Raw genomic sequence first — 24,504 nt, forward strand, 5'->3', positions numbered from 1 at the left:
GGCGGGGCTACTCGGTGCGGCGGCGGGCCAGCGCCGCGGTGCCGGCCGCGGCGAGCAGGGCCAGCAGCGCCGCCACGGCCAGCGCGGCCAGCGGATAGCGGACCCGGGCCAGCTGCGAGCCCAGGACCAGCGCCCGCACCGCCGCGTTGGCCGGCGAGTGCGGCACCACCAGCGCCAGCACCGACAGCCCGAGCGCGGCCAGGATCCCGTAGGACCCTCGCAGCAACACCGGCCGGTGGCTCAGCGCACCCGCCGCCACACCCACCAGCACCCCGCAGACCGCGGCGAGCAACCCGGCCAGCGCGGCCTGCGCCCACGGCACCTCGTGGCCCGCGAGGATCGTGGTGCGCCCGCAGACCAGCCAGATCGCGACCACCTCCAGCACCGCCAGCACCAGACCGGCGACCAGCGCGGCCGCCAGCGAGGCCAGCTGCACCCGGGCCGCTCCGGCGGCGGCCACCAGGCAGGCCCGCGCCTGCGGCGGGTCGGCGGTCAGCGTGCAGCGCGCGTACCAAGCCGTGACCGGCACCAACACGGCGGCCGCGTAGCCGAGGCAGTCCATCATCGGCTGATCGCCCGCCACCCCCGTGCCCAGCACGAGCAGGTAGGCCAGGAACGGCGGCAGCCAGCGCTGCGAGCGCAGCAGCAGCGCGAGCTGATAGCGGATCAGCGCGCTCACCGGGCCTCCTCCAGCGTGCCGACGGCCAGCACGTGCACCGGGGCGGGGCCGTTCAGCAGCAGCCGCAGCAGGTCGTCCGACCGCTCGGCGCCGACGCGCAGCAGCACCGTGCCGTCCGCCCCCTCCTCGCGCTCGGGGGCGCCCGGCAGCAGGTCCGGCAGTTCGCCCGCCGCGACCCGGATGCCCATCAGCGGCCGCGGGCCTCCGGCCGCCTGCCGCTGGTCGCCGACGGACGGCCGCTCGATCCCGGCGGACGGCTGCCCGGCCCCGGCAAGTAGCCCCCCGGCCTCGGCAGGCAGCCCCTCGACCTCGGTCAGGGCGCCGGCCCCGATCCGGAAGGTCCGGGTGGTCCGGCCCGCCAGCCGGTGGCGGTGGCCGCCGCCGGCCGCGGGCGGGCCGTGGTCCACGAAGAGCACCGCCCCGCCCGCCGCGGCCCGCTCCACCGCCACCTCGTCCAGAGTGGCCCGAGCGGCATGGTCCAGCCCGGTCCAGGCCTCGTCCAGCAGCAGCACCTCGGCCTCGGCGAGCAGTGCCTGGGCCACCGCGACCTTCTGGCAGGTCCCCTTGGAGAGTCGGCTGAGCGGGGTGCCCGCCCGGTCCGCGATGCCGAAGCGGTCCAGCCAGTACTCCGCGCGCCCGGCCGCCGAGGCAGCGCTCAGCCCGTGGATCCGTCCGAGGTGGCGCAGGTAGCCGGCCGGGTCGAAGGGCAGCGCGGGCGGGAAGCGCTCGGGGACGTACGCCTTGCGCCCGGCGGTGCGCACCGTGCCCCGGCTCGGCGGCTCGATCCCGGCGACCAACTTGAGCAGCGTCGACTTGCCGCTGCCGTTGGCCCCCTCGATCCGCACCAGCTCTCCCGGCCCGAGCGTCAGCTCCACCTCGCCCAGCACCCAGGGCCCCGAGCGCCCGTACCTCTTGCCGACCGCGGTCAACCGCAGCAGCTCCATCCGGCCTCCCCGAAATTCGGTCGCGCCGCGGGACGACGGACCGCAGACTTCGCCAGTGAACATGCCTTCCGATCGTACGGTCAGCGTCCTGGTCTCCTGTGGAGAACGGCAGTTGGGGGTGGTCGGCCCGTTCGTCACGGACCGGCCGCGCTGGCACGATGTGGCGCCGGTCGCCGCGCACCTGACGACCGTGCTCCAGGTGCCGGTCGTGGTGCTGCGGCTGCTGGACGTCGAGGGCGGCTCGGGCGGGCTCGGCGGGCGGGTCGACTACCACGCCGAGGCGCTGCGCGAGCCGGCGGCGGCGGTGCTGGCGGCGGCCTCGGCGGCCGGGGCCCTGCGGCCGGCCGCGCCCGAGGAGCTCGCGCCGCCGGCCCCGCATCCGCGCCGGGCCCCGTACGCGACCGCCGACGGCAGCCGGGCGGCGCTGGCCTGGGCCGGGCAGCGGCTGACCGAGCTGGGGCGGCCGGCCATCGGGCCGGTCGAGCAGGTGAAGACCTGGAACCTGGCCGGCCTGTTCCGGCTGCCCACCGCCACCGGCCCGGTCTGGCTGAAGACCGGGCGCGACTTCGCGGCCGACGAGGCGGACATGATCGGTCTGGTCGCCTCGGTGGACCCGTCGTTCGTGCCCCCGGTGCTGGCCGCCGACCCGGCACGGCGCCTGCTGCTGCTCGACCACGTGCCCGGCGAGGATTGCTGGGGACCGTCGGCGGCAGTGGTCGAGGCCGCCGTGCCGCGCCTGGTCCGGGTCCAGGCGGCACTGGCCGCACGGTTCCCCGACGGGCCCCCGCCGAACCTGCCGGACCGCTCGCCGCACCTGCTGCCGCCAGCCCTCTCCGCGCTGCTGAACGGCCCGGCCGGAGCCGAGCTGACGGCGGACGAGGCGGCGCGTGCCAAGCTGATGGCCGATCAACTCCCTTTGCTGATCGAGCGACTGGGCGCCTGCGGGCTGCCGCTGACGGTCCTGCACGGGGACTTCCACCCCGGCAACTGGCGCTCCACCGGCACGACCGGTGCGCCGGTGGTGCTGGTGGACTTCGCCGACGGCTGCTACGGCCACCCGGCCGTCGACGGGCTGCGCCCCAAGGACTTCACCTCCGCCGAGCGCTGGACCCAGGCGGCCGAGGCCTGGAGCGCGGCCTGGCGGGCAGCGGCCCCCGGCAGCGACCCGGCCACCGCGCTGCGACTGGCCGAGCCGCTGTCCCACCTCGCCTACGCGGTGCGCTACCAGGAGTTCCTCGACGGCATCGAGCCGAGCGAGGAGCGCTACCACGCGGGCGACCCGGCCGCCGAGCTGCGCGCGGCGCTGGCGGCCTTCGAGGGGCTGGGCGCCTTCCAGGAGCCGGCGGTGGTGGAGGCCCCGTCCGTCGCCACCGCCGCCGTCACCACCGCCACCGCCACCGCCACCCACCACTGACGGCGCAGCCGGCGCGGGCCCGGCCTAGCGGGCCGCCGCGATCAGGTCAGCGCCGTCCTGCCAGGCGTAGAGCTGCTCGCCGTCCAGCACGACCCGGTAGCCGCCGCAGCTCGCGGTGGGCTGCACCGCCGCCGCCCGACCGGCAGGGAACCAGGTGGCGCTGAGCTTGACGGTGCCCGTCTGCGGCCCGCCACCCGTGGTGCACCCGACCGGCAGGGTGCCACCCGGCAGGTGGGCGCGGAGCAGGCGGTCACCGTCCTTGGTCGACAGCTTGTAGCGGACCGCCGTCGCGTTGTCCGGCAGCCAGCGCGGCACCGAGGCCCGCGCCGTCTTCGCCTGTGCGCCGGAGGTGTAGCTGGACTCCTCGATGTGCTGGCTCGCCAGCAGGTCGCCGGCCATCGGGGCGAAGGTGGCGCCGAGCACGCCGAGGCCGAGGACGGTCACGGTGACAGCGGCGACGGTACCGGTCCTGGGCGGCATGGGCTTGTCCCTTCCGGGCTGAGTCGTGCGAGGTGGAGTCGTGCGAGGTGGAGTCGTGCGGGGCGGTGGTCTTGCGGGGCGGTGGTCTTGCGGACGCCGCGGCGCCGCGGGCGGCGGCCCTGCGGGGCGGGGTCGGCCCGCTTGCTTCCATCCTTCCGGTCGGGCGGCCCCGGCGCGTCGCTCCGCAGGCGGACCGCACCCGTCCACCCGCAGGCTCAGTCGCCTCCGCCTCCAGGCTGACGCCGGCGCCCCGACACCCGGCCGTCCGGCGGGGTCGACCCCTAAGGGTCCGGCCGGCCGGATGCCACGGACGCGGCGCACCGCGACACACGCACGCCCTCGACCTCCCCCTCCGCGCCAGGCGGCCTCGCTCCGGTTATCCATGACAAGGGGGCAAAGCCAGACATTCTGGACAGAGGGAGCCCGCTGTGCGCCTGACCCTGCCGTCCCGACCCCTGCTCGTCGACCCGGGCGCCTCCGGCCTGGTGGCCGAGATCGAGGCCTACCTCGCTTCGCTGCCCGCCCCGGCCCGCCGACCCGCCCCGTACATCTGTCCGATGATCTGCCCGCACGGCCAGGTACTCCAGCCGTGGAACGCCGAGCACCTGCCGCCCCGGCGCACCCTGCGCGACCGGCTGGCCCGCCGGGCGGCCCGCCCGCTGCCGGTCAGCGCCGCCGAGCACCTGCGGCTCACCTCGCGCTACCTCACCCAGTACGGCTGGCTGCAGGGTGCGATGTGGGACCCGGCGGGGCGGGTCTGCCTGCTCGGCGCCCAGGCCGCCGTGCTGGGCCACGGCTACGGCACCGCCGCCACGGTGCGGACCGCCCGGGCGCAGCTGATGGAGGTGCTGCACTCGACCGGACGCCCGGTCAGCTCGCCCGACCAGTACAACGACCGGCCGACCACCCGGCAGTCGGACGTCCACCGACTGCTGGAGCACGCGGCCTTGCGGGCCGCCCGACTGCGACTCTGACGGACCGTCACGCTGTTGCACGGCCGTGACCGCCGCTCGACGCTTCCCGGACCTCGCGTTGCCATCCTGGTCGCACGCCACCAGCAGCACGATCCGGGGGAATTCCGATGTCCGCTCGCCACCGCCGCCGCCCTGCCACCACCGTCGCGCTCGCCGCGGCGCTGTCAGCGGGCGTCGTCCTGCTCATCTCGGCCTGCGGGCCCGACGAGGTCGGCGCCACCGGCTCCACCGCCGGCTCGCCGACAGCGGCGGCGCCCCGCTCCACCGCACCCACCGCGCCCGCCGCTCCCGGAAAGCCCAGCGGCAAGCCGACCGCCCCCGCCGGTACTCCGGCCGCCGCGAAGAGCAGCCCGCCCGCGAGCGGCGCGCCGGGCACCGCCGGACGCGGCACCGCCAACTCCCCGCTCACCGTCAGCGACGGCACCTCGGAGGTGCTGATGAACGGCACCTCCGTCGACTTCCACACCCAGGTCCGTGACCTGGCCTGGTCCTCCAGCGGCGACCAGGCCGCCTTCGTCAACAGCGCCGGCGACCTGGTGGTCTCCAAGCCGGACGGCAGCGCCCAGCGGGTGGTCGCCAAGAACCCGGGCGGTCAGACCTGGTCCCACCCCACCTGGCAGCAGAGCGCGGCGGACCCCGGCATCGGCCTGCCGGTCCGGAACAACCTCTTCTTCACCGTCGACCAGGCCGGCACCACGCACCTGGCCGAGGTGTCGGCCACCGCCACCGACGCGACCCCGACCACCCTGAGCCTGAACGCCGAACTGACCGACCCGCCGACCACGCTGCCGCAGACGGGCAACCTCTGGCCCGACGTGGCCGGCCCGCACGGCACCGCGGTGTACGCGAACGGCGCCGACGGCCACGTCTACATCCGCGACGAGTACACGCGCCAGCAGGGCGGTGTGCTCACCGTGGGCTCCGAGCCGGCGCTCGCCCCCGACGAGTCCGCGGTGGCCTTCGTCTCGTCCGCCAACGGCCACGACCACCTCTTCGTCCTGAGCCTGCAGTCCCAGGGGGCCACGCCCAAGGACCTGACCCCGAACGCCACCACCGACTACACCGAGCCCGCCTGGTCGCCGGACAGCAAGACCATCGCCGTGCGCACCCCGGACGGCGTCGCCACCGTGCCGGCCAACGGCCAGGGCGCGCCCAAGCTCACCGTCACCACCCCGGGCCTGCCCGCCTACCGCCCGTAAGGCGCCCGGGCGGCGCCGGCGAACGGCGCGCGACCCCCTCGGATTTCATCGTCCGTCACCGTGGCCATCCCGGGCCCCCTGTTCGTGCGGCTGTCCGGCCGGTGTTCGCTCCGCCGTCCAGCCGATCGCAGGCGTCCGACTCCGCGGCGCCCGCGCCCCGCCGCGCGGCTACCGGGCCCCGCCCGGGCCCACGGGCGCGGCTGACGCCGTGCCGATCACCTCGTCGAGGACATCGCGGGAGCGGACCAATTCGGTGATCATGCGGTCGATGCGATCGCGCTCCGCCGCCAGTTCGTCGGCCAGCACCGGGGTGGTGGCCTCGTTCGGGCCGCCGTCCACGTCCCTCATGCAGGGCAGCAGCTGAGCGATCTTCGCGCTGTGCAGGCCCGCGGCGTAGAGCGTCTGGATGCGGACGACGCGGTCGACCGCCCACTCCCCGAACTCCCGGTGGCCGCCGGGAGTTCGCTCCGACCGCAGCAGTCCCTGTGCCTCGTAGTAGCGCAGGGAGCGTTCGCTCACCCCGCTGCGCCGGGCCAGTTCACCGATCCGCATTCCCCACCTCGCACGACGTCGCCTTGAATCTGACATCAATGTCAACTTCTACCATGCCGGTACGGCGAACACGCCGCTCTCACCCAGGAGGCAGCGATGAGTGATCTGACCGGCAAGGTGGCACTGGTGACCGGCGGCGGCCGCGGGATCGGCGCGGCGATCGCGAAGCGGCTGGCCACCGAGGGCGCGGCGATCGCGCTGACCTACGTCCAGGGCGCGTACCAGGCCCGCGCGGTGGCGAAGGAGATCGAAGCGGCCGGCGGCCGGGCCGCGGTGATCCAGGCCGACCTGACCGAACCGGAAGCCGCGGCGCGGGCGGTGGAGGAGACGGTGCGGGAGCTGGGCCGCATCGACATCCTGGTGAACAACGCGGGCTTCCTCACCTACGGCCCGCTGGCGGGGGTGACCACCACCGAGCTGGACCGGGTGCTCGCCGTGGACGTCCGGTCGGTCTTCCTGGCCGCCCAGGCCGCCGCCCGGCAGATGGGCGACGGCGGGCGGATCATCAGCATCGGCTCCTGCTTCAACGGACGCGTCCCCGGCGCGAACTTCGTCCTGCAGGCGATGGCCAAGTCCGCGCTCATCGGACTGACCAAGGGACTCGCCCGGGAACTGGGACCGCTCGGGATCACCGCCACCATCGTGGACCCGGGCCCGATCGACACCGACATGAACCCGGCCGACGGCGAGAGCGCCGAGTTCCAGCGCTCCCTCACCGCCCTGGGCCACTACGGCCAGGCCGAGGACATCGCCGCCGCGGTGGCCTACCTGGCCGGCCCCGGCGGCCGCTACGTCACCGGCACCACCCTCGCCGTCGACGGCGGCTACACCGTCTGACGGCGGGTGAGGACCGCGTCCGCCCCGGCGGTCACGCACTTCACTGCCGCACGTACGACCAGAGGCCCGACCGGTTTTCACCGGTCGGGCCTCTGCGTTGGGTGGAGCTGAGGGGATTCGAACCCCTGACCCCCTCGATGCGAACGAGGTGCGCTACCGGACTGCGCCACAGCCCCAACGAGAAGAAACTCTAGCACCTTCTGGCGGGGGCTCGTGACCGCCCCCGCTGGTGGGACGGGGTGGGCTACTCGCCGGCGGCGCGGGGGCGGGCCGGGGGCGGGGTCTCGTACTGGTCGAAGAGCGGGGTGTGCGGGGGCTCGGCGGGGCGGCCGGAGCTCCAGGTGCCGGGGGCGGCGAGGTCGAGGCCGCGGGTGACGCGGGGGGCGACCGGGGCGGTGACGTAGGTGGGGAGCGGGACGGGGACGGGCTCCCAGGAGTCGGGGCCGGCGGCGGCGCGCTCGCGCAGGCCGTCCACCCACTCCTGGTGGTCGGTGACCTCGACCAGCGCCTGCCGGGCCGTCTGCGGCTCGGGCGGGGCGGTGGCGAGCGGCGGCCCGGCGGGCTCGGGCGCGGCCGCCACCGTGAGGGTGGGAGCCGACCGGGACTGCTCGCGCTCGCGGACCCGCTGGGCGGCCTGGGCGGCCCGGACCCGGTCCAGCTTCACCTCGAACCGCTGGCGCTCCAGGCGGCGCAGGTGGCCGATGTAGAGGGTCAGCAGCAGGGCCGGCAGCGCGGGCGCCCAGAGGAAGGCGACGCCCGCCACGGCCGCCACGATGGCGCCGAGGGCGAAGGCCAGGAAGAGCACGGTGACCATCCGGCGGCGGCGGGCCAGCAGCCGCGCCCGCTTCTCGGTGGTCGGCCCGGCCGCGGGCACGGCGCAGGGCCCGGCCGCGCTCGGCCCGGCATGGGGCACCGCGGACGGAGCGGCTGACGGGGTGTCGGCCGACTCGGCGTCAGGGGTGCCGTCGGAGGTCGTGGTGGGGTCGTCGCCAAGGGCCCGGGACGCCCGACGCTCCATCGCCGACCGCCCGGCGAGCAGGCGGATGGCGGTGCTGAAACGTTCGGTCGGGCGCGCTTCGTTGAGCTCGTCCTGCCTGCGGAGCCACATGGGCACCAGATAGGCAGCCCAGGCCCCTACGATGACCGCGTAGATGAGGCCGCTACTGCTCACGTTTCACACCGTACGGGCGTTGGGTAAGGGCGGGCAGCAATTTGGCGCGGCGTGTCGCACCGCCAAGCTGATTCTCTGACTATTTTGCCGGAATTTGTCACCGCTTGCCGGGGCGGCGATGCCATATCGATATCAATTTCGAACACTTATTCAATTACCTCTGACGCCAACGTTCCAGCAGCCCTTCCGGGACCTCTTCGGCCGTCAGCGCGTAGACCAGGTGGTCGCGCCAGTCCCCGTCGATGTGCAGGTAGCGCGGGCGCAGCCCCTCCGAGCGGAAGTCCAGCTTCTCCACCACCCGGCGGCTGGGCCGGTTCTCGGGCCGGATGCAGACCTCGACCCGGTGCAGGCCGAGCGCCTGGAAGCAGTGGTCCACCCCGAGCGCGACGGCGGTGGGCATGATGCCGCGCCCGGCCACCGCCTCGTCGACCCAGTAGCCGATGTTCGCCGAGCACATCGATCCCCAGGTGATCCCCCCCACCGTCAGCTGTCCGACCAGCTCGCCCCGGTAGACCACCACGAAGGGCAGCATCCGCCCGGCCGACGCCTCACGCCGCAGGTAGCGCACCATCTGACGGTAGGTCGGCCGCGGCCCGGCCGTCCGGCCCAGCGGTACCGGGGGCACGGTGGCCTCCCAGCGCCGCAGCCAGTCGCGGTTGCGCCGGCTCGCCTCCTGCCAGGCGCGCTGGTCGCGCAGCCGGATCGGGCGCAGCGCGATGTCACCCGCCCGCAGCTCCACCGGCCAACCCGCGCTCAGCTCACTCCTCCGGGCTCCACCGGCGGACGGGGGTGGTCGCCGCCGGCCAGCTGGTCGACGGCGTGCGCCAGCAGCGGCTCCAGCACCGCGAGGCCGTCCCGCACACCTCCGGTGGAACCCGGCAGGTTGACGACCAGGGTGCGCCCGGCGAGGCCCGCCAGGCCGCGGGAGAGCGCCGAGGTGGGCACCTTCTCCCGACCGTGGGCGCGGATCGCCTCCGCGATGCCCGGGATCTGACGATCGATCACCTGGGCGGTCATCTCGGGGGTGAGGTCCATCGGCGAGATGCCGGTGCCCCCGGTGGTCAGCACCACGTCGTAGCCGGCGGCCACCGCCGCGCGCAGCGCCAGCAGCACCGGCTCGCCGTCGGGCACCACGGTCGGGCCGTCCACCGCGAAGCCCATCCGGCGCAGCCCCTCGACCAGCAGCGGGCCGCCCTTGTCCTGGTAGACCCCCGCCGAGGCGCGGTTGGAGACCGTGACCGCGAGCGCCCTCACGAGGCCTCACCGCGGACCCAGTCGCCGCTCTTGCCGCCGGTCTTGGTGAGCACCCGGACGTCCTCGATCGCGGCGGCCTTGTCGACCGCCTTGACCATGTCGATCACGGTCAGCCCGGCCACCGCGACGGCGGTCAGGGCCTCCATCTCGACGCCGGTGCGGTCGGCGGTACGCACGGTGGCGGTGATCTCCACGGCCTCGTCGGTCACTTCGAGGTCCACCGTGACCCCGGAGATCGCGATCGGGTGGCAGAGCGGGATCAGCTCGGGGGTCCTCTTCGCGCCCATGATCCCGGCGATCCGGGCGACGGCCAGCGCGTCGCCCTTGGGCACGCCCTCGCCGCGCAGCAGCTCGATCACCCGGGGCGCGACCCGGACCCGGCCGGCCGCCACCGCGGTGCGGACCGTGGCCGCCTTCTCGGAGACGTCGACCATGCGGGCGGCGCCCGTCTCGTCCACGTGCGTCAGGCGGTCGCCGGGGGGTGTGGTCACGTCAGTACTCCAGCAGGACGGGGTGAATACCGCGCTACCGTACCGCTCCGCCGCCACCGTCCCGCCGCCGGTCCGTCAGCGGGACGGTGGCGCTCGTCCGAAGAGCCCAGCGCCACACCCCAGCGCCACCGCTCGGGGCGCCGGCCGTACCGCCCGGCCCATCGCTCGGCCAACAGCCCGGTCAGCCCGGTCAGTCCGTCAGCAGCACCACGTCGACGTACTCGTCAGCCGCCACCGCCACGGTCTCCTCGGGGACCACGATCAGGCAGTTCGCCCGGGCCAGCGCCCCGACCAGGTGCGAGCCCTCGCCGCCGACCGGCGCCACGGTGCCGTCCTCGGCCGTGTACCAGCCGCGCAGGAACTGGCGCCGCCCGGCCGGCGAGCGCACCGCACCGGTGCAGCGCGCGCGGGTCCGCGGGCGGTGCACGTCCGCGGCACCCAGCATGGTGCGGATCACCGGGCGGACGAAGAGCTCGAAGGAGATGTAGGCGCTCACCGGATTGCCCGGCAGCGCGAACAGCGGGATTCCCTCGGCGCCCTCGCCGATCCGGCCGAAGCCCTGCGGCTTGCCGGGCTGCATCTTGAGCTTGCGGAAGTCCACCCCGGCGTGGTCGGCGCCCCCCGCACTCGATTGAAGGGCCTCCTTGACCACGTCGTAGGCGCCGACGCTGACCCCGCCGCTGGTGACGATCAGGTCGGCCCGGCCGAGCTGGTCCTCCAGCACGCCGCGCAGCACCGCCGTGTCGTCCGGCACGCCGCCGACCCGGTAGGCGATCGCGCCGGCCTGCTGGGCGGCGGCGGTCAGGGTGAAGCTGTTGGAGTCGGAGATCTGCCCGGGGCCCACCGGCTCGCCCGGCTGCACCAGCTCGCTGCCGGTGGAGAGCACCACCACCCGCGGGCGCGGGCGCACCCGCACCGTGCCGCGGCCGATCGCGGCCAGCAGGCCCAGCTGGGTGGGGCCGAGCCGGGCGCCGGCGGTCAGCACCGTCTCGCCGGCCCGGATGTCGCTGCCCCGGCGGCGGATGTGCGCGCCTTCGGCGACGTCCCGCAGGACCCGCACCTCCTCGCCGGCCACGGGCGGCGCCATGGCGTCGGCGGCCTGCCCCGTCCCGCTGCCGCCGTCGGTCCACTCGACCGGGGCGACCGCCTCGGCACCGGGGGGCACCGGAGCGCCGGTCATGATCCGGACCGCCTGGCCGGGCCCGACCCTGGGCAGCTCGCCCGCGCCGGCCGCGATCTCGCCGACCACGGTGAGCACCGACGGGTAGCGGGTGGTGGCGCCGACGGTGTCCGCGGTGCGCACGGCGTAGCCGTCCATCGAGCTGTTGTCGAAGGGCGGCAGGTCGCCGGCCGCGACCACGTCCTCGGCCAGCCGGCAGCCCTGGGCGTCGAGCAGTTGCAGCTCGATCGCGGGCAGCGGGGCGACGCCCGCCAGCACGTCGGCCAGGTGCTCGTCGACGGTCCAGTGGCGATCTCCCACGGCCTCGGTCCCGCACGCGTCCGCAGTGGTACCGCTCTGCTCGGTCATCGCCGCTGTCGCCTCCCGCTCGTCGGCCCCGCGGCCCGGTCGGCCACGGGGCTCCGTCAACTCCTGGCCCGCTCCCGCGTCAGTCCTGCATCTCTCCGGCCACGAACTCGCGCAGCCAGCTGCGGAACTCCGGGCCCAGGTCGGCGCGCTCGCTGGCGAGCCGGACGATCGAGCGCAGGTAGTCGGCACGGTCGCCGGTGTCGTAGCGGCGGCCCTCGAAGAGCACACCGTGGACCTGGCCGCCCTCCTCCGGGGTGAGCATGGCCAGCGTGCGCAGCGCGTCGGTCAGCTGGATCTCGCCGCCGCGGCCGGGCTCGGTCTTCTTCAGCACCTCGAAGACGGCCGGGTCGAGCACGTAGCGGCCGATGACCGCGTAGTTCGACGGGGCGTCGGCCGGCTCCGGCTTCTCGACCAGGTCGGAGACGTGGAAGACGTCCGGGCCGAAGCCGTTGGCCTTGACGGCCGCGCAGCCGTAGAGGTGGATCTGCGACGGGTCGACCTCCATCAGCGCCACCACCGAGCCGCCCAGCTCCTGCTGGACCTCGATCATGCGGGCGAGCAGCGGGTCGCGCGGGTCGATCAGGTCGTCACCGAGCAGGACGGCGAACGGCTGGCCCGCCACGTGCTGCTCGGCCACCAGCACCGCGTGGCCCAGACCCCTGGGGTCGCCCTGGCGGACGTAGTGCATGTTGGCCAGCGAGACCGACTCCTGCACCCGGGCCAGCTTGTCCGCGTCGCCCTTGCGGGAGAGCAGCTCCTCCAGCTCGTAGGCGCGGTCGAAGTGGTCCTCAAGGGCGCGCTTGTTGCGGCCGGTGACCATCAGTATGTCGGAGAGGCCGGCCGCGGCCGCCTCCTCCACCACGTACTGGATCGCCGGCTTGTCGACGACGGGCAGCATCTCCTTGGGCGTGGCCTTGGTGGCCGGCAGAAAGCGCGTGCCGAGACCAGCGGCAGGCACGACGGCCTTGGTGACGGGCAGGCGGGGATTCGTCGTCGTCATGCGGTGACCTTACTCAGGCAGGATGACCGCCCTGACCGGTGGCGAGGTCGTTTGGCTAGGCATGGACCTCGTCGGCACCGGGCACGGCAGCGACAGGACGGGCGGCACGGGCGATGGGGCCCGGACCGGCACAGGGCGACAGATTACCGTGCCTTTCCGCACCCCTTGTCCGGGTGTGGACCTGCTCAGGGCGCTCGGCACGCTCGGCGCGTTCGGGCCGCCCCCGTTTCGCGGCGACCAGCGCGCGGTCGGCGGCGCGCAGCAGCGGCACCGGGTGGGTGCCGTCGGCCGGCAGCACCGCGATCCCGGCGGTGGCGCGCAGGCCGTTGCCGCCGCCCGGGGCCGGTTCGGCGGCCCAGGGCACGCCGGACCAGTCGAGCAGCCGGTGGCGGCGCACCGTCCAGCAGAGCCGCTCGGCGACCTTGGCCGCACCCGCCGCACCGGTCTCCGGCAGCACCACCAGGAACTCGGTACCGCCGTACCGGCCCAGGGTGTCCGTGCAGCGCACCTCCAGGCCGAGCCGCTGCGCCAGGTCACGCAGGATCGCCTGGGCCCGGCCCCGCCCCTGCGCGGCGGTGACCGCCTCGAAGCCCTCGACCTCCAGCAGCACCACGGCCAGCTCGGCCACGGGCTGCGCGGCCGGCCTGCGGCGGCAGCGCTCCACCTCGCGCTCCAGGGTGCGCCTGAGCTGGTCCAGGTTGGCGACGCCGGTGAGCGGATCGCGCGCCGCGTGCTCGGTCAGCTCCGCGCAGCGCCGCTCCAGCTCGGCGAGCCGGGCGCGCAGCCCGTCCTCGCGCCCGGCCGCCGCCGTGGCCGCGCGGCGCAGGCGCACCGCGAGCAGCGCGCCGAGCCCGGCCAGCGGTGCGCTGAGCAGGGCGGACGCCTGCACCAGGAGCTCAGTGGGCATCGGACTCCCTGCCGGGGACGGGCGGACGGGACGGGTGGGAGAAGATCGGCTGACCACCCGGAAGCGAGGAGCGGCCATGACCGACGATCCCTTGTACAACGACAAGGCCGCCCTGAGGTCACAGCTGCTGGCCGGGCGGCGCGCCCTGTCCCCCGAACGGCGGGCAGCGGCGGCGCTCGCGCTGGCCGAGCGGGCGCTGCCGCTGGTCCCGCCGGGCGCCGCGGTGGCCGCCTACGTCTCGGTCGGCGCCGAGCCGGGCACCGGACCGCTGCTGGAGCTGCTGCGCGAACGGGGGGTGACGGTGCTGCTGCCGCTGCTGCTGGCGGACAACGACCTCGACTGGGCGCCCTACCAGGGCCGGGAGCGGCTCTCCCCGGCCGGCCGGGGCCTGCTGGAGCCCACGGCGCCGCCGCTGGGCCCGGACGCGGTCGGGGCGGCGGCGCTGGTGCTGCTGCCGGGGCTGGCGGTGGACCGGCGCGGGCTGCGACTGGGGCGCGGCGGCGGCTCCTACGACCGGGTGCTGGCCCGGCTGGCCCGGCTCGGCGCCGAACCGCTGCTGGCCACCCTGCTCTACGACGCCGAGCTGCTGGACCTGCTGCCCGCCGAGCCGCACGACAGAGCGGTGCACGCCGCCGTCACCCCGGCGGGCGTGCACCGCTTTCCTGCTCTCCCGGGCCGCTGACCGCCTGGCCGGCGGACCCGCGCCCAAGGGGTCAAGAGGTCAAGGAGTCAGGCGGTCAGGCGGTCAGGGGGTCAGGGGGTCAAGGTCAGCCGGTTCTTGGTCGCGCTGTTCACCGCGCCGCTGGAATAGGCCCAGGTCAGCAGCTTGCCCTGGGACCAGAGCGAGGTCTGGTCGTCGTAGTTCGGACTGAACGCGTGCCCCGACTCACCACCCACGTTGATCCACCGGGAGGCGTCGAAGTCACTGAGGTCGACCACCATCCGCATCGACGGGATCCAGTCCACGTCGTAGCCCTCGGCCGCCGTCCAGCCCGCCGCGTCCACCGCCGCCGAACCGCCGCCGAGGTTGAACGGGCCGCGGTTGAGCAGCCGGTGCACCACGCCGGAGGCGATCGAGGAGTTGTCGACCCCCAGCGTCTGGTTCTTCAGGTTCAGCTGGTGCAGCCGACCCCAGCTCCAGGTGGAGATGTCCTTGCCGAGGTGGGCCGTGAGGTCCTGGCGCGCGTCCTTCATCGCCTGCTTCAGCAGGTTGTCCAGGCCGTGCTGCTGCTGGTGGTTGGAGTCGATGTAGCTCCACCACTGGCTGTTGGGGTTGGCCAACTGCTGGCGGACCACCTCCATCCAGCGGTCACCGCCGTCCGGCTGCGCCTGGCTGGGGCTGCGGGTGCCGCACTGGGTGACCACCTTGGTCTCGCCGCCCACGGTGCCGGCCGGCTGGTTCGGGTCGACCTTCTGCTGGACCAGCAGGCAGTCGCCCTGGGCCCGGATCGAGGCCGGGAACTTCTGCCCGAAGGCCAGGATCAGCAGTTGGCGCCAGACGCCGTTGTAGTAGGCGGCGGCGGCCGAGTCGGCGTCCTGGTTGTAGTTCCAGTCCTTCAGCAGGTCCTGGGCCTGGCGCACGTACGGGTCGCTGATCTGCTCCTTGAGCAGCAGCGGGACCAGCGTCTTGGCCATCACGCTGGTGTTGTCCAGCTGCATCGACTGCATGTCGTCCGGCGAGATCTTGCCGCCGCCCGCCAGCTTGGCGTTGATGTCGTCGGTGATCTCCTTGGCCCGGGTGCCGTACTCCCAGTCCGTGGTGAGCAGGTACTTGTAGCTCGGGTCGACCACGGCCTGGTTGGCGGTGACGATGTAGCCGGCCGAGGGGTTGAACGAGTACGGCAGGGACTTGAACGGGATGGTGCCCTGCCAGCGGTAGGCGGGGTCCCAGCCGGGGGCCGGGTAGCCGCCGTCACCGGAGCCGCGGATCGGGATCACGCCCGGGGCCTGGTAGCCGATGTTGCCCGCGGTGTCGGCGTAGATCAGGTTCTGCGCGGGGACGGCGAAGTCGGCGGCCGCGGCGCGGAACTGGGTCCAGTTCGTCGCCCGGTCGAGCTCGAAGACCGCGTCCATGGTCTTGCCCGGGGTGAGCGCGGTCCACTTCAGCGCCACCCCGTACCCGGTGGTGCCGCGGTCGGGCGCGGCGTTGCCGACCGGCGCGTAGGTGCCGACCTGCTGCTGCTCGGTGCTCTGGTCCGAGATCAGCGGCATGCCGTCCTGGGTGCTGCGCACCGTGATCACCCGGTCCGGGCCGCCGGCCACCTTGATGGTCTCCTGGCGGGTGGCGAACTTGGCGTCCTGCCCGTTGTACAGGTAGGTGTTGGGGCCGGTGACCTTCTCCAGGTAGAGGTCGGTCACGTCGGCGCCCATGTTGGTCAGGCCCCAGGAGACGGCCTGGTTGTGGCCGATCACCACGCCCGGCATCCCGGCGAAGGTGAAGCCGGTGACGTCGAACGGGCAGCTCGCGCTGACGCTGCGGCAGTGCAGGCCCATCTGGTACCAGGTGTTGGGCAGGCTGGGGCCCAGGTGCGGGTCGTTGGCCATCAGCGGCTTGCCGGTGGTGGTGTCCGCGCCGGAGACCACCCAGGAGTTGGAGCCGATGCCCTGGCCCTGCGGGCCGAGCAGCTGCGGCATGCCGGTCATCTGGTCCGAGACGTTCTGCAGCAGGCCCTGGGTGACGGCGGCGCTCTGCTGGGTGCCGGAGCCGTCCGAGCCGCCGGCCGGCGGCTGGTAGCTGCCGCCCGGGTCCACCGTGCCGGTCTGCACGATGGTGCCGTTGCGGGAGTACGGGTAGTCCGGGTAGAGCTGCGCGATCTGGTCCGGGGTGAAGGTCTGGCTCAGCAGCGAGCGGTCGATCTCCTCCTGGAGGTTCCCGGAGAGGTTCCAGGCCATCGCCTTGAGCCAGGCCACCGAGTCCACCGGGGTCCAGGCCTCGGGCTTGTAGGCGCTGTTGACGGTGCCGAGCAGCGCGTACTCCAGTGAGGCGCCGGCGCCGCCGGGGTGCTGGGCGAGCCAGGCGTTGACCCCGTCCGAGTAGGCCTGCAGGTACCGCTTGGTGTCCGGGCTGAGCTGGGTGTCGTACTCCTGCTGGGCGACCTGGCGCCAGCCCATGGTGCGCACGAAGGCGTCGGTGTTCACCTGCGAGGAGCCGAACATCTCGGAGAGGCGGCCCGCGGTGATGTGCCGGCGCACGTCCATCTCCCAGAACCGGTCCTGGGCCTGGACGTAGCCCTGTGCCTTGAACAGGTCGTCGGGCGTGTTGGCGTAGACCTGCGGGATCCCGTTGGCGTCCCGCTCCACGTCCACCGACGACCCCAGGCCCGGGACCTTGATGGTGCCGCTCACCTGCGGGAAGGACGCCTGCACGGTGTGCACCGCGTACCACCCGCCGGCGCCGGTGCCGGCCACCAGGAGCATGACGAGCACGAGCACGATCAGACGGGCGCGCCGGAACTTCTTCGAGCGGGGCGAGCGGGGCATCTCGGTCCTAGCGGCAGGGAGCGGGGCAACGTCACAAGAGCTGGGCGGCCGTGACCGCTCACCACATTAGGACGACTCAGGTGGCACGAACGCACGGGGGACACCCACGGGGAACCACAGGGACCCTACCGGGCCCCGGTTAAGGGGTCGGCGCGCCCTCCGAGGCACCCCGACGTCAAAGATCAGGCAAAATGTTAGACTGGTTAACGATCCATCCGGTGATCACACTCCGGCGATCGTCCGACCCCGCCGTCTCGGCGCGCCCACCAGGCAGTTCGAGGCCATTCGTGCCACCACAGTGACCCCTCCCGTGCCGCCGGCCGACCTCTGAAGGCCGCCCCCGACCCCGAGGTGCCCCTGCGTGACCGTTGACCACCTGAACAGACTCCTGCTCGAATCCTCCGTCGTCCTGCTCGTCGCGGTGGTCGCGGTGCGGCTCTCGACCCGCTCAGGCCTGCCCAGCCTGCTGCTCTACCTCGGGATCGGGGTGGTGATCGGCCAGAACGGACTGGGCGTCACCTTCAACAACGCCGAGCTGACCCAGGTGCTCGGCTACGCGGCCCTGGTGGTGATCCTGGCCGAGGGCGGGCTCAAGACCAGCTGGCGCGAGATCAGACCCGTGATGCCGGCCGCCACCGTGCTGGCCACCGTCGGTGTGGGGGTCAGCGTCTTCGCGACCGCCGCCGGGGCGCACTGGCTGGTCGGCCTGGACTGGCGGATGTCGCTGCTGCTCGGCGCGATCGTCTCCTCCACCGACGCGGCCGCGGTCTTCTCGGTGCTGCGCACGGTGCCGCTGCCGGCCCGGCTGAGCGGCCTGCTGGAGGCGGAGTCCGGGTTCAACGACGCGCCGGTGGTCATCCTGGTGGTCGCCTTCGCCACCACCGGGCCGTTCGACTCCTGGTACCTGCTGGTCGGCACGATCCTCGCCGAGCTGGCGATCGGCACGGCGGTGGGCCTGGCGGTCGGCAAGCTCGGCGCCTACGCCCTGCGGCAGGTGGCGCTGCCCTCCAGCGGCCTGTACCCGATCGCCGTCCTCGCGCTGACCTCGCTCGCCTACGCCGCGGGCGCGCTGCTGCACGGCTCCGGGTTCCTGGCGGTCTACGTCTGCGCGGTGCTGCTCGGCAACGCCAAGCTGCCGCACGGGCCGGCGGTGCGCGGCTTCGCGGACGGACTGGCCTGGATCGGCCAGATCGGCATGTTCGTGCTGCTCGGGCTGCTCTGCACGCCCGCCACGATGGGCTCGGCGGTGCTCCCGGCGCTGGTGATCGGCCTGGTGCTGGTGCTGGTCGCCCGGCCGCTCTCGGTGGTGCTGACCCTCACCCCGTTCAGGCTGCCCTGGCGGGAGCAGGCGCTGCTCAGCTGGGCCGGGCTGCGCGGCGCGGTGCCCATCGTGCTGGCCACCATCCCGCTGGTGGCCCGGGTGCCGCACGCCCAGGACGTCTTCAACATCGTCTTCGTCCTGGTGGTCGTCTTCACCCTGCTGCAGGGCCCCACGCTGCCCTGGCTGGCCAAGCGGCTGCGGATATCCGAGGGCGCGATCGGCCAGGACCTGGGGATCGAGTCGGCGCCGCTGGAGCGCCTGCACGGCCACCTGCTGTCGGTCTCGCTGGCGCGCGGCTCGCGGATGTCTGGCGTCGAGGTGAGCGAGCTGCGGCTGCCGCGGGGTGCCGCGGTGACCCTGGTGGTGCGTGAGGGCAGCAGCTTCGTGCCGGACCGGGCCACGGTGCTGCGGGAGCTGGACGAGCTGCTGGTGGTGACCACCGAGGCGGCCGAGGAGGCGACCGAGCGGCGGCTGCGCGCGGTGGACCGGGGCGGCAAGCTCGCGGGGTGGCTGGCGGGGAGCTGACCGGGGCGAGGTGGACCGGGGCGAGGTGGGCCGGGTCGGGCTCCCGGGGGAGTTTCTATGCGCGTAGACAATGAAGTGACCGGACCCGTAGGATGGTGCGGGGAGCGCATCACCCTGCGCACCCGACACAGAGGTATCCAACAGACACCCGCAACATCTGCCTGAAGCAGAGTTGGCGCGACCGCTCGGCGGCCGCGGTCCGCGAGCAGTTCCTGGCCCCCGCTTCCACGACCGGCCAGCCGGACCCGGTATCAACCCCGGTCGACGCGCGAGAGGACGACTCTCGGCGCCGTCGGGGCTTTCCCGTCCCCGGCCGCGCTACCAGGCAGCAGGAAGGACCGACCGTGACGGCCCGCCGAACGGTCGACAACCCCGGAGCAGTACGGACCGAGCAGCTCGACGTGCGAGCGGAGGACCGCGTCGCGGAGCCGGCCGCGGCACCCGCCCGGGTCGGGTACGGCGCCCTGCTGCGCACCCCCGGCGCGTGGACCTTCCTGGCCCCCGCCCTCGCCGCCCGCCTGCCCTACGCCATGCTCAGCCTGGGCATCGTGCTGCTGATCCGCGACACCAACGGCTCCTACGGCATCGCCGGCACCGTCGCCGCGGTGGCCGCGGTGGCCCAGGCCCTGGTCGGGCCGCAGACCGGCCGGCTGGCCGACCGCTTCGGCCAGGCCGCCGTGCTGGTCCCCAGCGTCCTGGTGCACGCCGTCTCGGTGGGCGCGCTGATCGCGCTGGCACTGGGGCACGCGCCGGTCTGGACGCTCTTCCTCGCCGCCACGCCGGCCGGCGCCACCGTGCCGCAGATCGGCGCGATGGTCCGGGCCCGCTGGGTGGCCAAGGTCGCCGACCGGCCGGCCCACCTCAACACCGCCTTCGCCTTCGAATCGGTCACCGACGAGTTCACCTTCGTCATCGGCCCGGTGCTGGCCGGCACGATCGCCACCACCGTCGCCCCGGCGGCGGCGCTGGTCGTCGAGGCCGCGCTGACCCTCTTCGGCGGGCTGGCCTTCGCCGCCCAGCGGCGCACCGCGCCGGCCCGTCACCTGCCCGAGCCCGGCGCCCGACGGGCCTCGGCGCTCGCCTCGCCGGGCGTCCGCCTGCTGGCCGGCGCCTTCCTCGGCGTCGGGAGCGTCTTCGGCGGCATGCAGATCTCGGTCACCGCCACCGCCGAGGCCGCCGGGCAGGGCGAGCTGAGCGGCATCGTCTACGGGATCTTCGCCGGCGGCTCGATGCTGGCGGGCGTGCTGTACGGGCTCGTCGCCTGGCGGCGCTCGGCCCAGCAGCGGATGCTCGGCAGCTACGCCCTGCTGGTGCTCGGCTGCTCGACGCTCTGGGCGATGCCGAACCTGACCACGCTGGCGGTGGCCGGCCTGGTCTGCGGCCTGGCCATCGCACCGACCCTGATCACCGGCTACACGCTGGTCGAGACGCTGGTCGCGGACGGCGCCAAGACCGAGGCGTTCACCTGGCTGACCGGCGCGATCGGCCTCGGGCTGGCGGTCGGCTCGACCGTCGCCGGGCAGCTGATCGACGCCGACGGGCCGTGGACCGGGTTCCTGGTGCCGCTGGTCGGGGCGGGGCTCGGCCTGGTGGCGCTGGTCACGTTGCGGCGGCTTCTGCTGGCCCCCGGCACCCGGGGCCGTACCGTTGCCAGGAGTGGCGGCGCGGTGGCCTCGCTCGTCGGGGTGTCCGAGCGCTGAGGCGACGCGGTACCCGCCGTCCCGGGTCGGCGCTGGACTGATCAAGCGGAATGCCGCATCATTGACCGTCGTTAGCACTCATCAGGCGAGAGTGCCAGGAGGAAGACAAGTGCCCACGTACCAGTACCAGTGCACCGAGTGCGGCAACGGCCTTGAGGCGGTGCAGAAGTTCACCGACGAGGCACTGACCGTGTGCCCGAACTGCCAGGGGCGCCTGCGCAAGGTCTTCTCGGCGGTGGGCGTGGTGTTCAAGGGCTCCGGTTTCTACCGGACGGACAGCCGCACCTCCTCCAGCAGCTCCGTGGGCGCCGGTTCCGGCTCGTCCACCTCGGGTGCCGCGGGCTCGGGCGCTTCGGCCGGCGCGTCGTCCGCCTCGTCCTCGTCCTCCGGGGCGTCGGGCGGCTCGTCGGGCGGCTCCTCCTCGGCGTCGAGCTCCACCTCGGGTTCGAGCGGCTCCTCCTCGTCCTCCTCGACGTCGGCGAGCTGACCCGGGCGCCGGCTCGACCGGCGCACTGACTTTCGACCACTGCCCCCTGGCGGCGCCCGATCGGCGCCGGCAGGGGGCAGTGGCGTGCGTGGAGCCGCTGAGTGGGCGGTGGGCGGTGGGTGCGGGCGCTCCGGGCGGTCGGGACGCTCGGGACGGGCAAAAGTTATCCACATTTGCGCTCTTCTCGGATGCTGGTCCGGCCAGCCCGTCGGCCCACGAACCAGAGGTGGATCCCATGACCACGCCCGCGCCCGCGCCTGCTCCCGCCCCTACGACCACACCCGCGCCCGACGCCCCCGGACCGCTCATCGGCGGCGCCCGCCACCGTGGCCGCCACCGCGCCCAGCATCCGCCGCCGCGCCGCGCGGCGCCGCTGCCGCCCCGGCGGGCGGTCCCGGAGTTCCGTCCGATCCGGCGGGGCGGCAGCGGGCGGCACCGGCTCCAGCAGGCTGTGCGGCATCGACCGGGCGTGCTGGCCACCGGCCTGCTGGCAGCCGCCGCGGCGATCACCGCCTGCCCCCTGCGCCCCGGCCCGCCCGCACCGGTCGTGCCGGCCACCCCGCAGTCACCGCCCACCCCGGCCGTGGCGCGCTGCCCGTCGGGGCGCTGAGGGCGGCCTCGGCGGCGGCGCCGACGGAGCGGCGAGCAGCGCCCTGCCGATATCACCCGAATGCCGGACAATTCACCCGTTACCGATCAAGGTCCCTGTCGTTCACGGGACGTGAAAGGCTTCAAGGAATTCCTGCTACGTGGCAATGTCATCGATCTCGCGATCGCCGTCGTCATCGGCGCGGCGTTCACGAACATCATCAACGCATTCGTCAAGGGCATCATCAACCCGCTGGTCGGTGCCTTCGGCGCCAAGGACCTCGACTCCTACAGCTCCTGCATCAAGGGCCCGTGCGTGGTCAACGCCAGCGGCGAGGTGACCTCCGGCATCCAGCTGCTCTGGGGATCCGTGCTCAGCGCGGCCCTGCAGTTCCTGATCACGGCCGCGGTGGTCTACTTCTTCATCGTGCTGCCGGCCGCACGGTACATGGCCCACCGCAAGACCGTCGCCGAGCTGGCCGCCGAGGCCGAGGCCCAGGAGGTCGCTCTGCTGACCGAGATCCGGGACGCGCTCGTCCGCCAGCGCTGATCCCCGTCCCCCGCTCTCTGTCCCGCCCCTACGTTCACTGTCCCCGTCCCCGTCCCCGTCTCTGCGTTTGCCGTCCCCGTTCCCGTCCCCCGGATAGTCCGATCCAGTGATCCGTTCGGGCCGACGGTCCCCGCCCGCCGCTAGCCGTGGTGCGGGGGCCGCTGGCTCAGGTACCAGTCCAGGCCGCGCGAGGCCTGGGACTCGCCCCAGCCGGCGTCGGTGTCGTCCGCGGTCTGCCGGCTCAGCGGGTCGGTGAAGACGAGCTTGGCGGCCTGCGCCGGGGCCGTCCGGCCCGGCTCCTGCCCGACCGCCGCCGACTCGGGCTGCCGGCCTTCCTGGCCCGGCTCGCTCCGGCCGTCCTGCTCGCCCTGCTCGTCGCGCTCGTCGCGCTCGTCCTGTGCTGCCATCGTGCTGCCTCCGCTGTGGTCCGTTCCCGTCCAGCGTAGAACGGCGCCAGGGGCCGGGCGTCGGCCCGGCCCCTGGCGCCCACCCGGCAGCTGCGGGTGTGCGTGCTCGGTTCACTCTCAGCCGAGCTCGGCCTTCAGGAAGTTGGCGCCGTTGTAGGAGCCCCAGCCCGTCACCTTGTCGTAGCCGGTGCCGGCCTTGTAGGCCCCGTTGCTGCCGGTCTTCGCGTCGTGGAAGGCCGAGGAGTAGGAGCTGGAGGTCGCCAGGGTGTAGATCCGGCTGTTCGCGAAGCCGAAGGAGGCCGCGCCCTTGGCCTTGGCCTCGCTGTTGTAGACCGCGGTGAAGGCCGCCCAGTTCGGCGCCGCCGCGCTGGTGCCGCCGTACTCGTTCCAGGAGCCGCCGGTGTAGATCGCCCAGCCGGTGGAGGGGTCGGCGACCGCCGCGACGTCCGGGACGGTGCGGAAGGTGCCGGTGTTGACCGGCGTCTGGTAGCTCGGGGTGTTGAAGTACGAGGAGACGCCGCCGCCGCTGCCGGACCAGGCGGTCTCCTTGCTCCAGGCACCGCCCGAGCCGGTGGTCAGCGTGGTGCCGCCGGCGCCGGTGACGTACGGGTCGGCCGCCGGGAAGTCGACCGAGGTGCCGCCGTTGCCGGCGTCGTCCGAGCCGCTGTCACCGGAGGCGGCGTACACCGACTGGCCCTGCGCGGCGGCCTCCTGGAGGTCGGCGTCGACGGCCACCCGGTTGCTCGCGGTCTCGTCGGCCTCGTCGGTGCCCCAGCTGATCGAGATCACCGGGACGTTGTCGCTGACGAGCTTGGCGTAGATCGCGGTCTCGCCCGCGTCGCTGTTCGGCGCCTCGTAGACCTTGACCGTCGCGCCGGGAGCCAGGGCCTGGACGACCTCGATGTCCAGGTCGACCTCGTCCTGGCCGGACAGGTCGGTGGTGCCGCCGCCGGCGGCGACCACGGTCGGGGTGCTGGGCTTGAGGCTGAACTGCTTGTCGTAGGCGGTGATGTCGCTCTGCTTGAAGCCCGAGAACTCCAGCAGGCCGACCGTCGCACCGCTACCGGTGTAACCGGCGCTGATCGCGGAGGTGAGGTTGTAGGCGGACCGCGCGGTGGTCGGGGACAGGCCCGTCGGCGCCTTGGAGGAGGCGGCCGGGGAGGTGTTCTTGACGCTGTCGTGGGTGAACTTCGCGTAGCTGTTCAGGCCGGAGACATCGGTCACCACGGAGGCGATGTCGGCGGGCAGCTGCGGGGCGCCGGTGTTGGCGAAGTAGGTCCGCCCGTCCTGGTTGTCCCGGTAGTTGGCCAGGCTGGTCCCGAAGGCCTTCTGCACCTGGGCGGCCGTGCCGCTGGCCTCGATGGTGAGCCGGTTGGCGGTCACCTGGCCGACCTGCAGCCCCTGGCCCGCCAGGTAGGCGGAGACCTTGGCGACGGTGTCCTGGGTGGCGCCGTAGCGCTGGGCGAACTGGTCCACCGTCAGGTAGTGCTGGTAGTCCGGCGAGCTCGGGTCGGTGACCCGGTTGAGGAAGGTGTCCAGCCCCGCGGTGTCCCGCTGCGTGAGGCTGACCGCCACGGATATCCGCTGGTCGGCCGCGACGTCGCCGGTCCGGATGGAGTGGCTCACGGCCGCCACGACGTCCCCGCGCAGGGCGGCGGGGGTCTGGGCGGCGGGCTGGGCGGCGAACGCGGGTGTGGCGGCCAGCGCGATGATCGGCAGCGGGGCGGCGAGCAGTCCGATGACAGGCCTGATACGGGACTTCACGGAAGGTCCTCCTGGGACGGGAGCGATCGGCCGCGGACGCCGGCTGCCGAGGTTCGGCCGCGCCCGGCGCCCAGGGCTGGGGAGTGGATGGCTCCAACGCTAGGTTTGTCGATTCACTGTCAAAAGAGGGGTATCCCCTGCTGGTTGTGTGTCGCGATCGTGTCCCGGGGTGTCGCGAGGCGTCCTGGGGCGGCGTGGGATGTCGCTCCGCGTCGTGCGGTGGCGCGCGGCCTCGTGCGGCCTCGTGCAGCG

24 protein-coding genes and 1 tRNA gene are annotated in these 24,504 nt (G+C 73.9%); 10 read left to right on the forward strand and 15 right to left on the reverse strand.

Features of this window, described 5'->3' with window-relative positions; translation table 11 throughout:
- Window positions 1-7: 7 nt before the first annotated feature.
- A complete protein-coding gene (locus OG455_RS16755; protein WP_266294464.1) occupies window positions 8-679 on the reverse strand; it encodes an ABC transporter in 672 nt (223 codons plus the stop codon).
- Entirely contained in the window at window positions 676-1,623 is a 948-nt protein-coding gene (locus OG455_RS16760) for an ATP-binding cassette domain-containing protein (RefSeq protein ID WP_266294466.1), read from the reverse strand. Before OG455_RS16760 ends, OG455_RS16755 begins: the two co-directional genes overlap by 4 nt.
- A 61-nt stretch (window positions 1,624-1,684) precedes the next feature.
- Between OG455_RS16760 and OG455_RS16765 the strand changes: the two genes are divergently transcribed.
- A complete protein-coding gene (locus tag OG455_RS16765) occupies window positions 1,685-3,037 on the forward strand; it encodes an aminoglycoside phosphotransferase family protein (protein WP_266294468.1) in 1,353 nt (450 codons plus the stop codon).
- 24 nt (window positions 3,038-3,061) lie between these two features.
- On the opposite strand, the gene OG455_RS16770 is transcribed toward OG455_RS16765, so the two are convergent.
- The gene (locus tag OG455_RS16770; RefSeq protein WP_266294470.1) at window positions 3,062-3,517 is read right to left on the reverse strand and encodes a hypothetical protein; all 456 of its coding nucleotides are present in this window, start codon (window positions 3,515-3,517) and stop codon (window positions 3,062-3,064) included.
- Between the two features lie 428 nt (window positions 3,518-3,945).
- Between OG455_RS16770 and OG455_RS16775 the strand changes: the two genes are divergently transcribed.
- Together OG455_RS16775 and OG455_RS16780 are read left to right on the forward strand one after the other, a co-directional pair.
- Window positions 3,946-4,491 (forward strand): hypothetical protein, encoded by a 546-nt coding sequence (locus tag OG455_RS16775; RefSeq protein WP_266294473.1) that lies wholly within the window; start codon window positions 3,946-3,948, stop codon window positions 4,489-4,491.
- A gap of 107 nt (window positions 4,492-4,598) precedes the next feature.
- Window positions 4,599-5,690: a hypothetical protein gene (locus tag OG455_RS16780; protein WP_266294475.1), complete on the forward strand. Its 1,092-nt coding sequence runs from the start codon at window positions 4,599-4,601 to the stop codon at window positions 5,688-5,690.
- A gap of 168 nt (window positions 5,691-5,858) precedes the next feature.
- Here the strand turns inward: OG455_RS16780 and OG455_RS16785 are convergent, their stop codons facing one another.
- Window positions 5,859-6,242 carry a MerR family transcriptional regulator gene (locus OG455_RS16785; RefSeq protein WP_266294477.1) on the reverse strand — a complete coding sequence of 128 codons (384 nt, stop codon included), beginning with the start codon at window positions 6,240-6,242 and terminating at the stop codon, window positions 5,859-5,861.
- A 96-nt stretch (window positions 6,243-6,338) separates the two neighbouring features.
- On the opposite strand from OG455_RS16785, the gene OG455_RS16790 reads away from it, so the two are divergent.
- Window positions 6,339-7,079: an SDR family NAD(P)-dependent oxidoreductase gene (locus OG455_RS16790; RefSeq protein WP_266294479.1), complete on the forward strand. Its 741-nt coding sequence runs from the start codon at window positions 6,339-6,341 to the stop codon at window positions 7,077-7,079.
- 102 nt (window positions 7,080-7,181) lie between these two features.
- Here the strand turns inward: OG455_RS16790 and OG455_RS16795 are convergent.
- The 8 genes from OG455_RS16795 to OG455_RS16830 all read right to left on the reverse strand — a co-directional run bounded on the left by OG455_RS16795 (window position 7,182) and on the right by OG455_RS16830 (window position 13,430).
- Window positions 7,182-7,255, reverse strand: a tRNA-Ala gene (locus OG455_RS16795).
- Window positions 7,256-7,323: 68 nt separating this feature from the next.
- The gene (locus OG455_RS16800) at window positions 7,324-8,250 is read right to left on the reverse strand and encodes a hypothetical protein (RefSeq protein ID WP_266294481.1); all 927 of its coding nucleotides are present in this window, start codon (window positions 8,248-8,250) and stop codon (window positions 7,324-7,326) included.
- Window positions 8,251-8,404: 154 nt separating this feature from the next.
- Window positions 8,405-8,989 carry a GNAT family N-acetyltransferase gene (locus OG455_RS16805; RefSeq protein WP_266294483.1) on the reverse strand — a complete coding sequence of 195 codons (585 nt, stop codon included), beginning with the start codon at window positions 8,987-8,989 and terminating at the stop codon, window positions 8,405-8,407.
- A gap of 14 nt (window positions 8,990-9,003) precedes the next feature.
- Window positions 9,004-9,504, reverse strand: a complete 501-nt coding sequence (locus tag OG455_RS16810; RefSeq protein ID WP_266294485.1) for a molybdenum cofactor biosynthesis protein B — start codon at window positions 9,502-9,504, stop codon at window positions 9,004-9,006.
- A complete protein-coding gene (gene moaC / locus OG455_RS16815; RefSeq protein ID WP_266300835.1) occupies window positions 9,501-9,938 on the reverse strand; it encodes a cyclic pyranopterin monophosphate synthase MoaC in 438 nt (145 codons plus the stop codon). Before moaC ends, OG455_RS16810 begins: the two co-directional genes overlap by 4 nt.
- 247 nt (window positions 9,939-10,185) lie before the next feature.
- Window positions 10,186-11,523: a gephyrin-like molybdotransferase Glp gene (gene glp / locus OG455_RS16820; protein ID WP_266300836.1), complete on the reverse strand. Its 1,338-nt coding sequence runs from the start codon at window positions 11,521-11,523 to the stop codon at window positions 10,186-10,188.
- 79 nt (window positions 11,524-11,602) lie between these two features.
- Window positions 11,603-12,523: a UTP--glucose-1-phosphate uridylyltransferase GalU gene (gene galU / locus OG455_RS16825; RefSeq protein WP_266294486.1), complete on the reverse strand. Its 921-nt coding sequence runs from the start codon at window positions 12,521-12,523 to the stop codon at window positions 11,603-11,605.
- Between the two features lie 55 nt (window positions 12,524-12,578).
- Window positions 12,579-13,430: a GGDEF domain-containing protein gene (locus tag OG455_RS16830; RefSeq protein WP_266294487.1), complete on the reverse strand. Its 852-nt coding sequence runs from the start codon at window positions 13,428-13,430 to the stop codon at window positions 12,579-12,581.
- Between the two features lie 76 nt (window positions 13,431-13,506).
- Between OG455_RS16830 and OG455_RS16835 the strand changes: the two genes are divergently transcribed.
- Window positions 13,507-14,112 carry a 5-formyltetrahydrofolate cyclo-ligase gene (locus tag OG455_RS16835; protein WP_266294489.1) on the forward strand — a complete coding sequence of 202 codons (606 nt, stop codon included), beginning with the start codon at window positions 13,507-13,509 and terminating at the stop codon, window positions 14,110-14,112.
- A gap of 71 nt (window positions 14,113-14,183) precedes the next feature.
- On the opposite strand, the gene OG455_RS16840 is transcribed toward OG455_RS16835, so the two are convergent.
- Window positions 14,184-16,910 carry a penicillin acylase family protein gene (locus tag OG455_RS16840; RefSeq protein WP_266294491.1) on the reverse strand — a complete coding sequence of 909 codons (2,727 nt, stop codon included), beginning with the start codon at window positions 16,908-16,910 and terminating at the stop codon, window positions 14,184-14,186.
- A gap of 361 nt (window positions 16,911-17,271) precedes the next feature.
- On the opposite strand from OG455_RS16840, the gene OG455_RS16845 reads away from it, so the two are divergent.
- The 5 genes from OG455_RS16845 (at window position 17,272) to mscL (ending at window position 22,081) form a co-directional block, all read left to right on the forward strand.
- Window positions 17,272-18,756, forward strand: coding sequence for a potassium/proton antiporter (locus OG455_RS16845; protein ID WP_266294493.1), 1,485 nt, complete (start codon window positions 17,272-17,274; stop codon window positions 18,754-18,756).
- 401 nt (window positions 18,757-19,157) lie between these two features.
- The gene (locus tag OG455_RS16850; RefSeq protein ID WP_266300837.1) at window positions 19,158-20,456 is read left to right on the forward strand and encodes an MFS transporter; all 1,299 of its coding nucleotides are present in this window, start codon (window positions 19,158-19,160) and stop codon (window positions 20,454-20,456) included.
- 109 nt (window positions 20,457-20,565) lie between these two features.
- The gene (locus OG455_RS16855; protein WP_266294495.1) at window positions 20,566-20,943 is read left to right on the forward strand and encodes an FmdB family zinc ribbon protein; all 378 of its coding nucleotides are present in this window, start codon (window positions 20,566-20,568) and stop codon (window positions 20,941-20,943) included.
- A gap of 235 nt (window positions 20,944-21,178) precedes the next feature.
- Window positions 21,179-21,553: a hypothetical protein gene (locus OG455_RS16860; protein ID WP_266294497.1), complete on the forward strand. Its 375-nt coding sequence runs from the start codon at window positions 21,179-21,181 to the stop codon at window positions 21,551-21,553.
- 60 nt (window positions 21,554-21,613) lie between these two features.
- Window positions 21,614-22,081 carry a large conductance mechanosensitive channel protein MscL gene (gene mscL / locus OG455_RS16865; RefSeq protein WP_266294499.1) on the forward strand — a complete coding sequence of 156 codons (468 nt, stop codon included), beginning with the start codon at window positions 21,614-21,616 and terminating at the stop codon, window positions 22,079-22,081.
- 140 nt (window positions 22,082-22,221) lie between these two features.
- Here mscL and OG455_RS16870 read toward each other — a convergent pair whose 3' ends face one another.
- Both OG455_RS16870 and OG455_RS16875 read right to left on the reverse strand, forming a co-directional pair.
- Window positions 22,222-22,488 (reverse strand): hypothetical protein, encoded by a 267-nt coding sequence (locus OG455_RS16870; protein ID WP_266294501.1) that lies wholly within the window; start codon window positions 22,486-22,488, stop codon window positions 22,222-22,224.
- A gap of 117 nt (window positions 22,489-22,605) precedes the next feature.
- Window positions 22,606-24,252 carry a protease pro-enzyme activation domain-containing protein gene (locus tag OG455_RS16875; protein ID WP_266294503.1) on the reverse strand — a complete coding sequence of 549 codons (1,647 nt, stop codon included), beginning with the start codon at window positions 24,250-24,252 and terminating at the stop codon, window positions 22,606-22,608.
- Between the last annotated feature and the right edge of the window lie 252 nt (window positions 24,253-24,504).

The sequence above is a fragment of the Kitasatospora sp. NBC_01287 genome (assembly GCF_026340565.1).
Taxonomy (GTDB): Bacteria; Actinomycetota; Actinomycetes; order Streptomycetales; family Streptomycetaceae; genus Kitasatospora.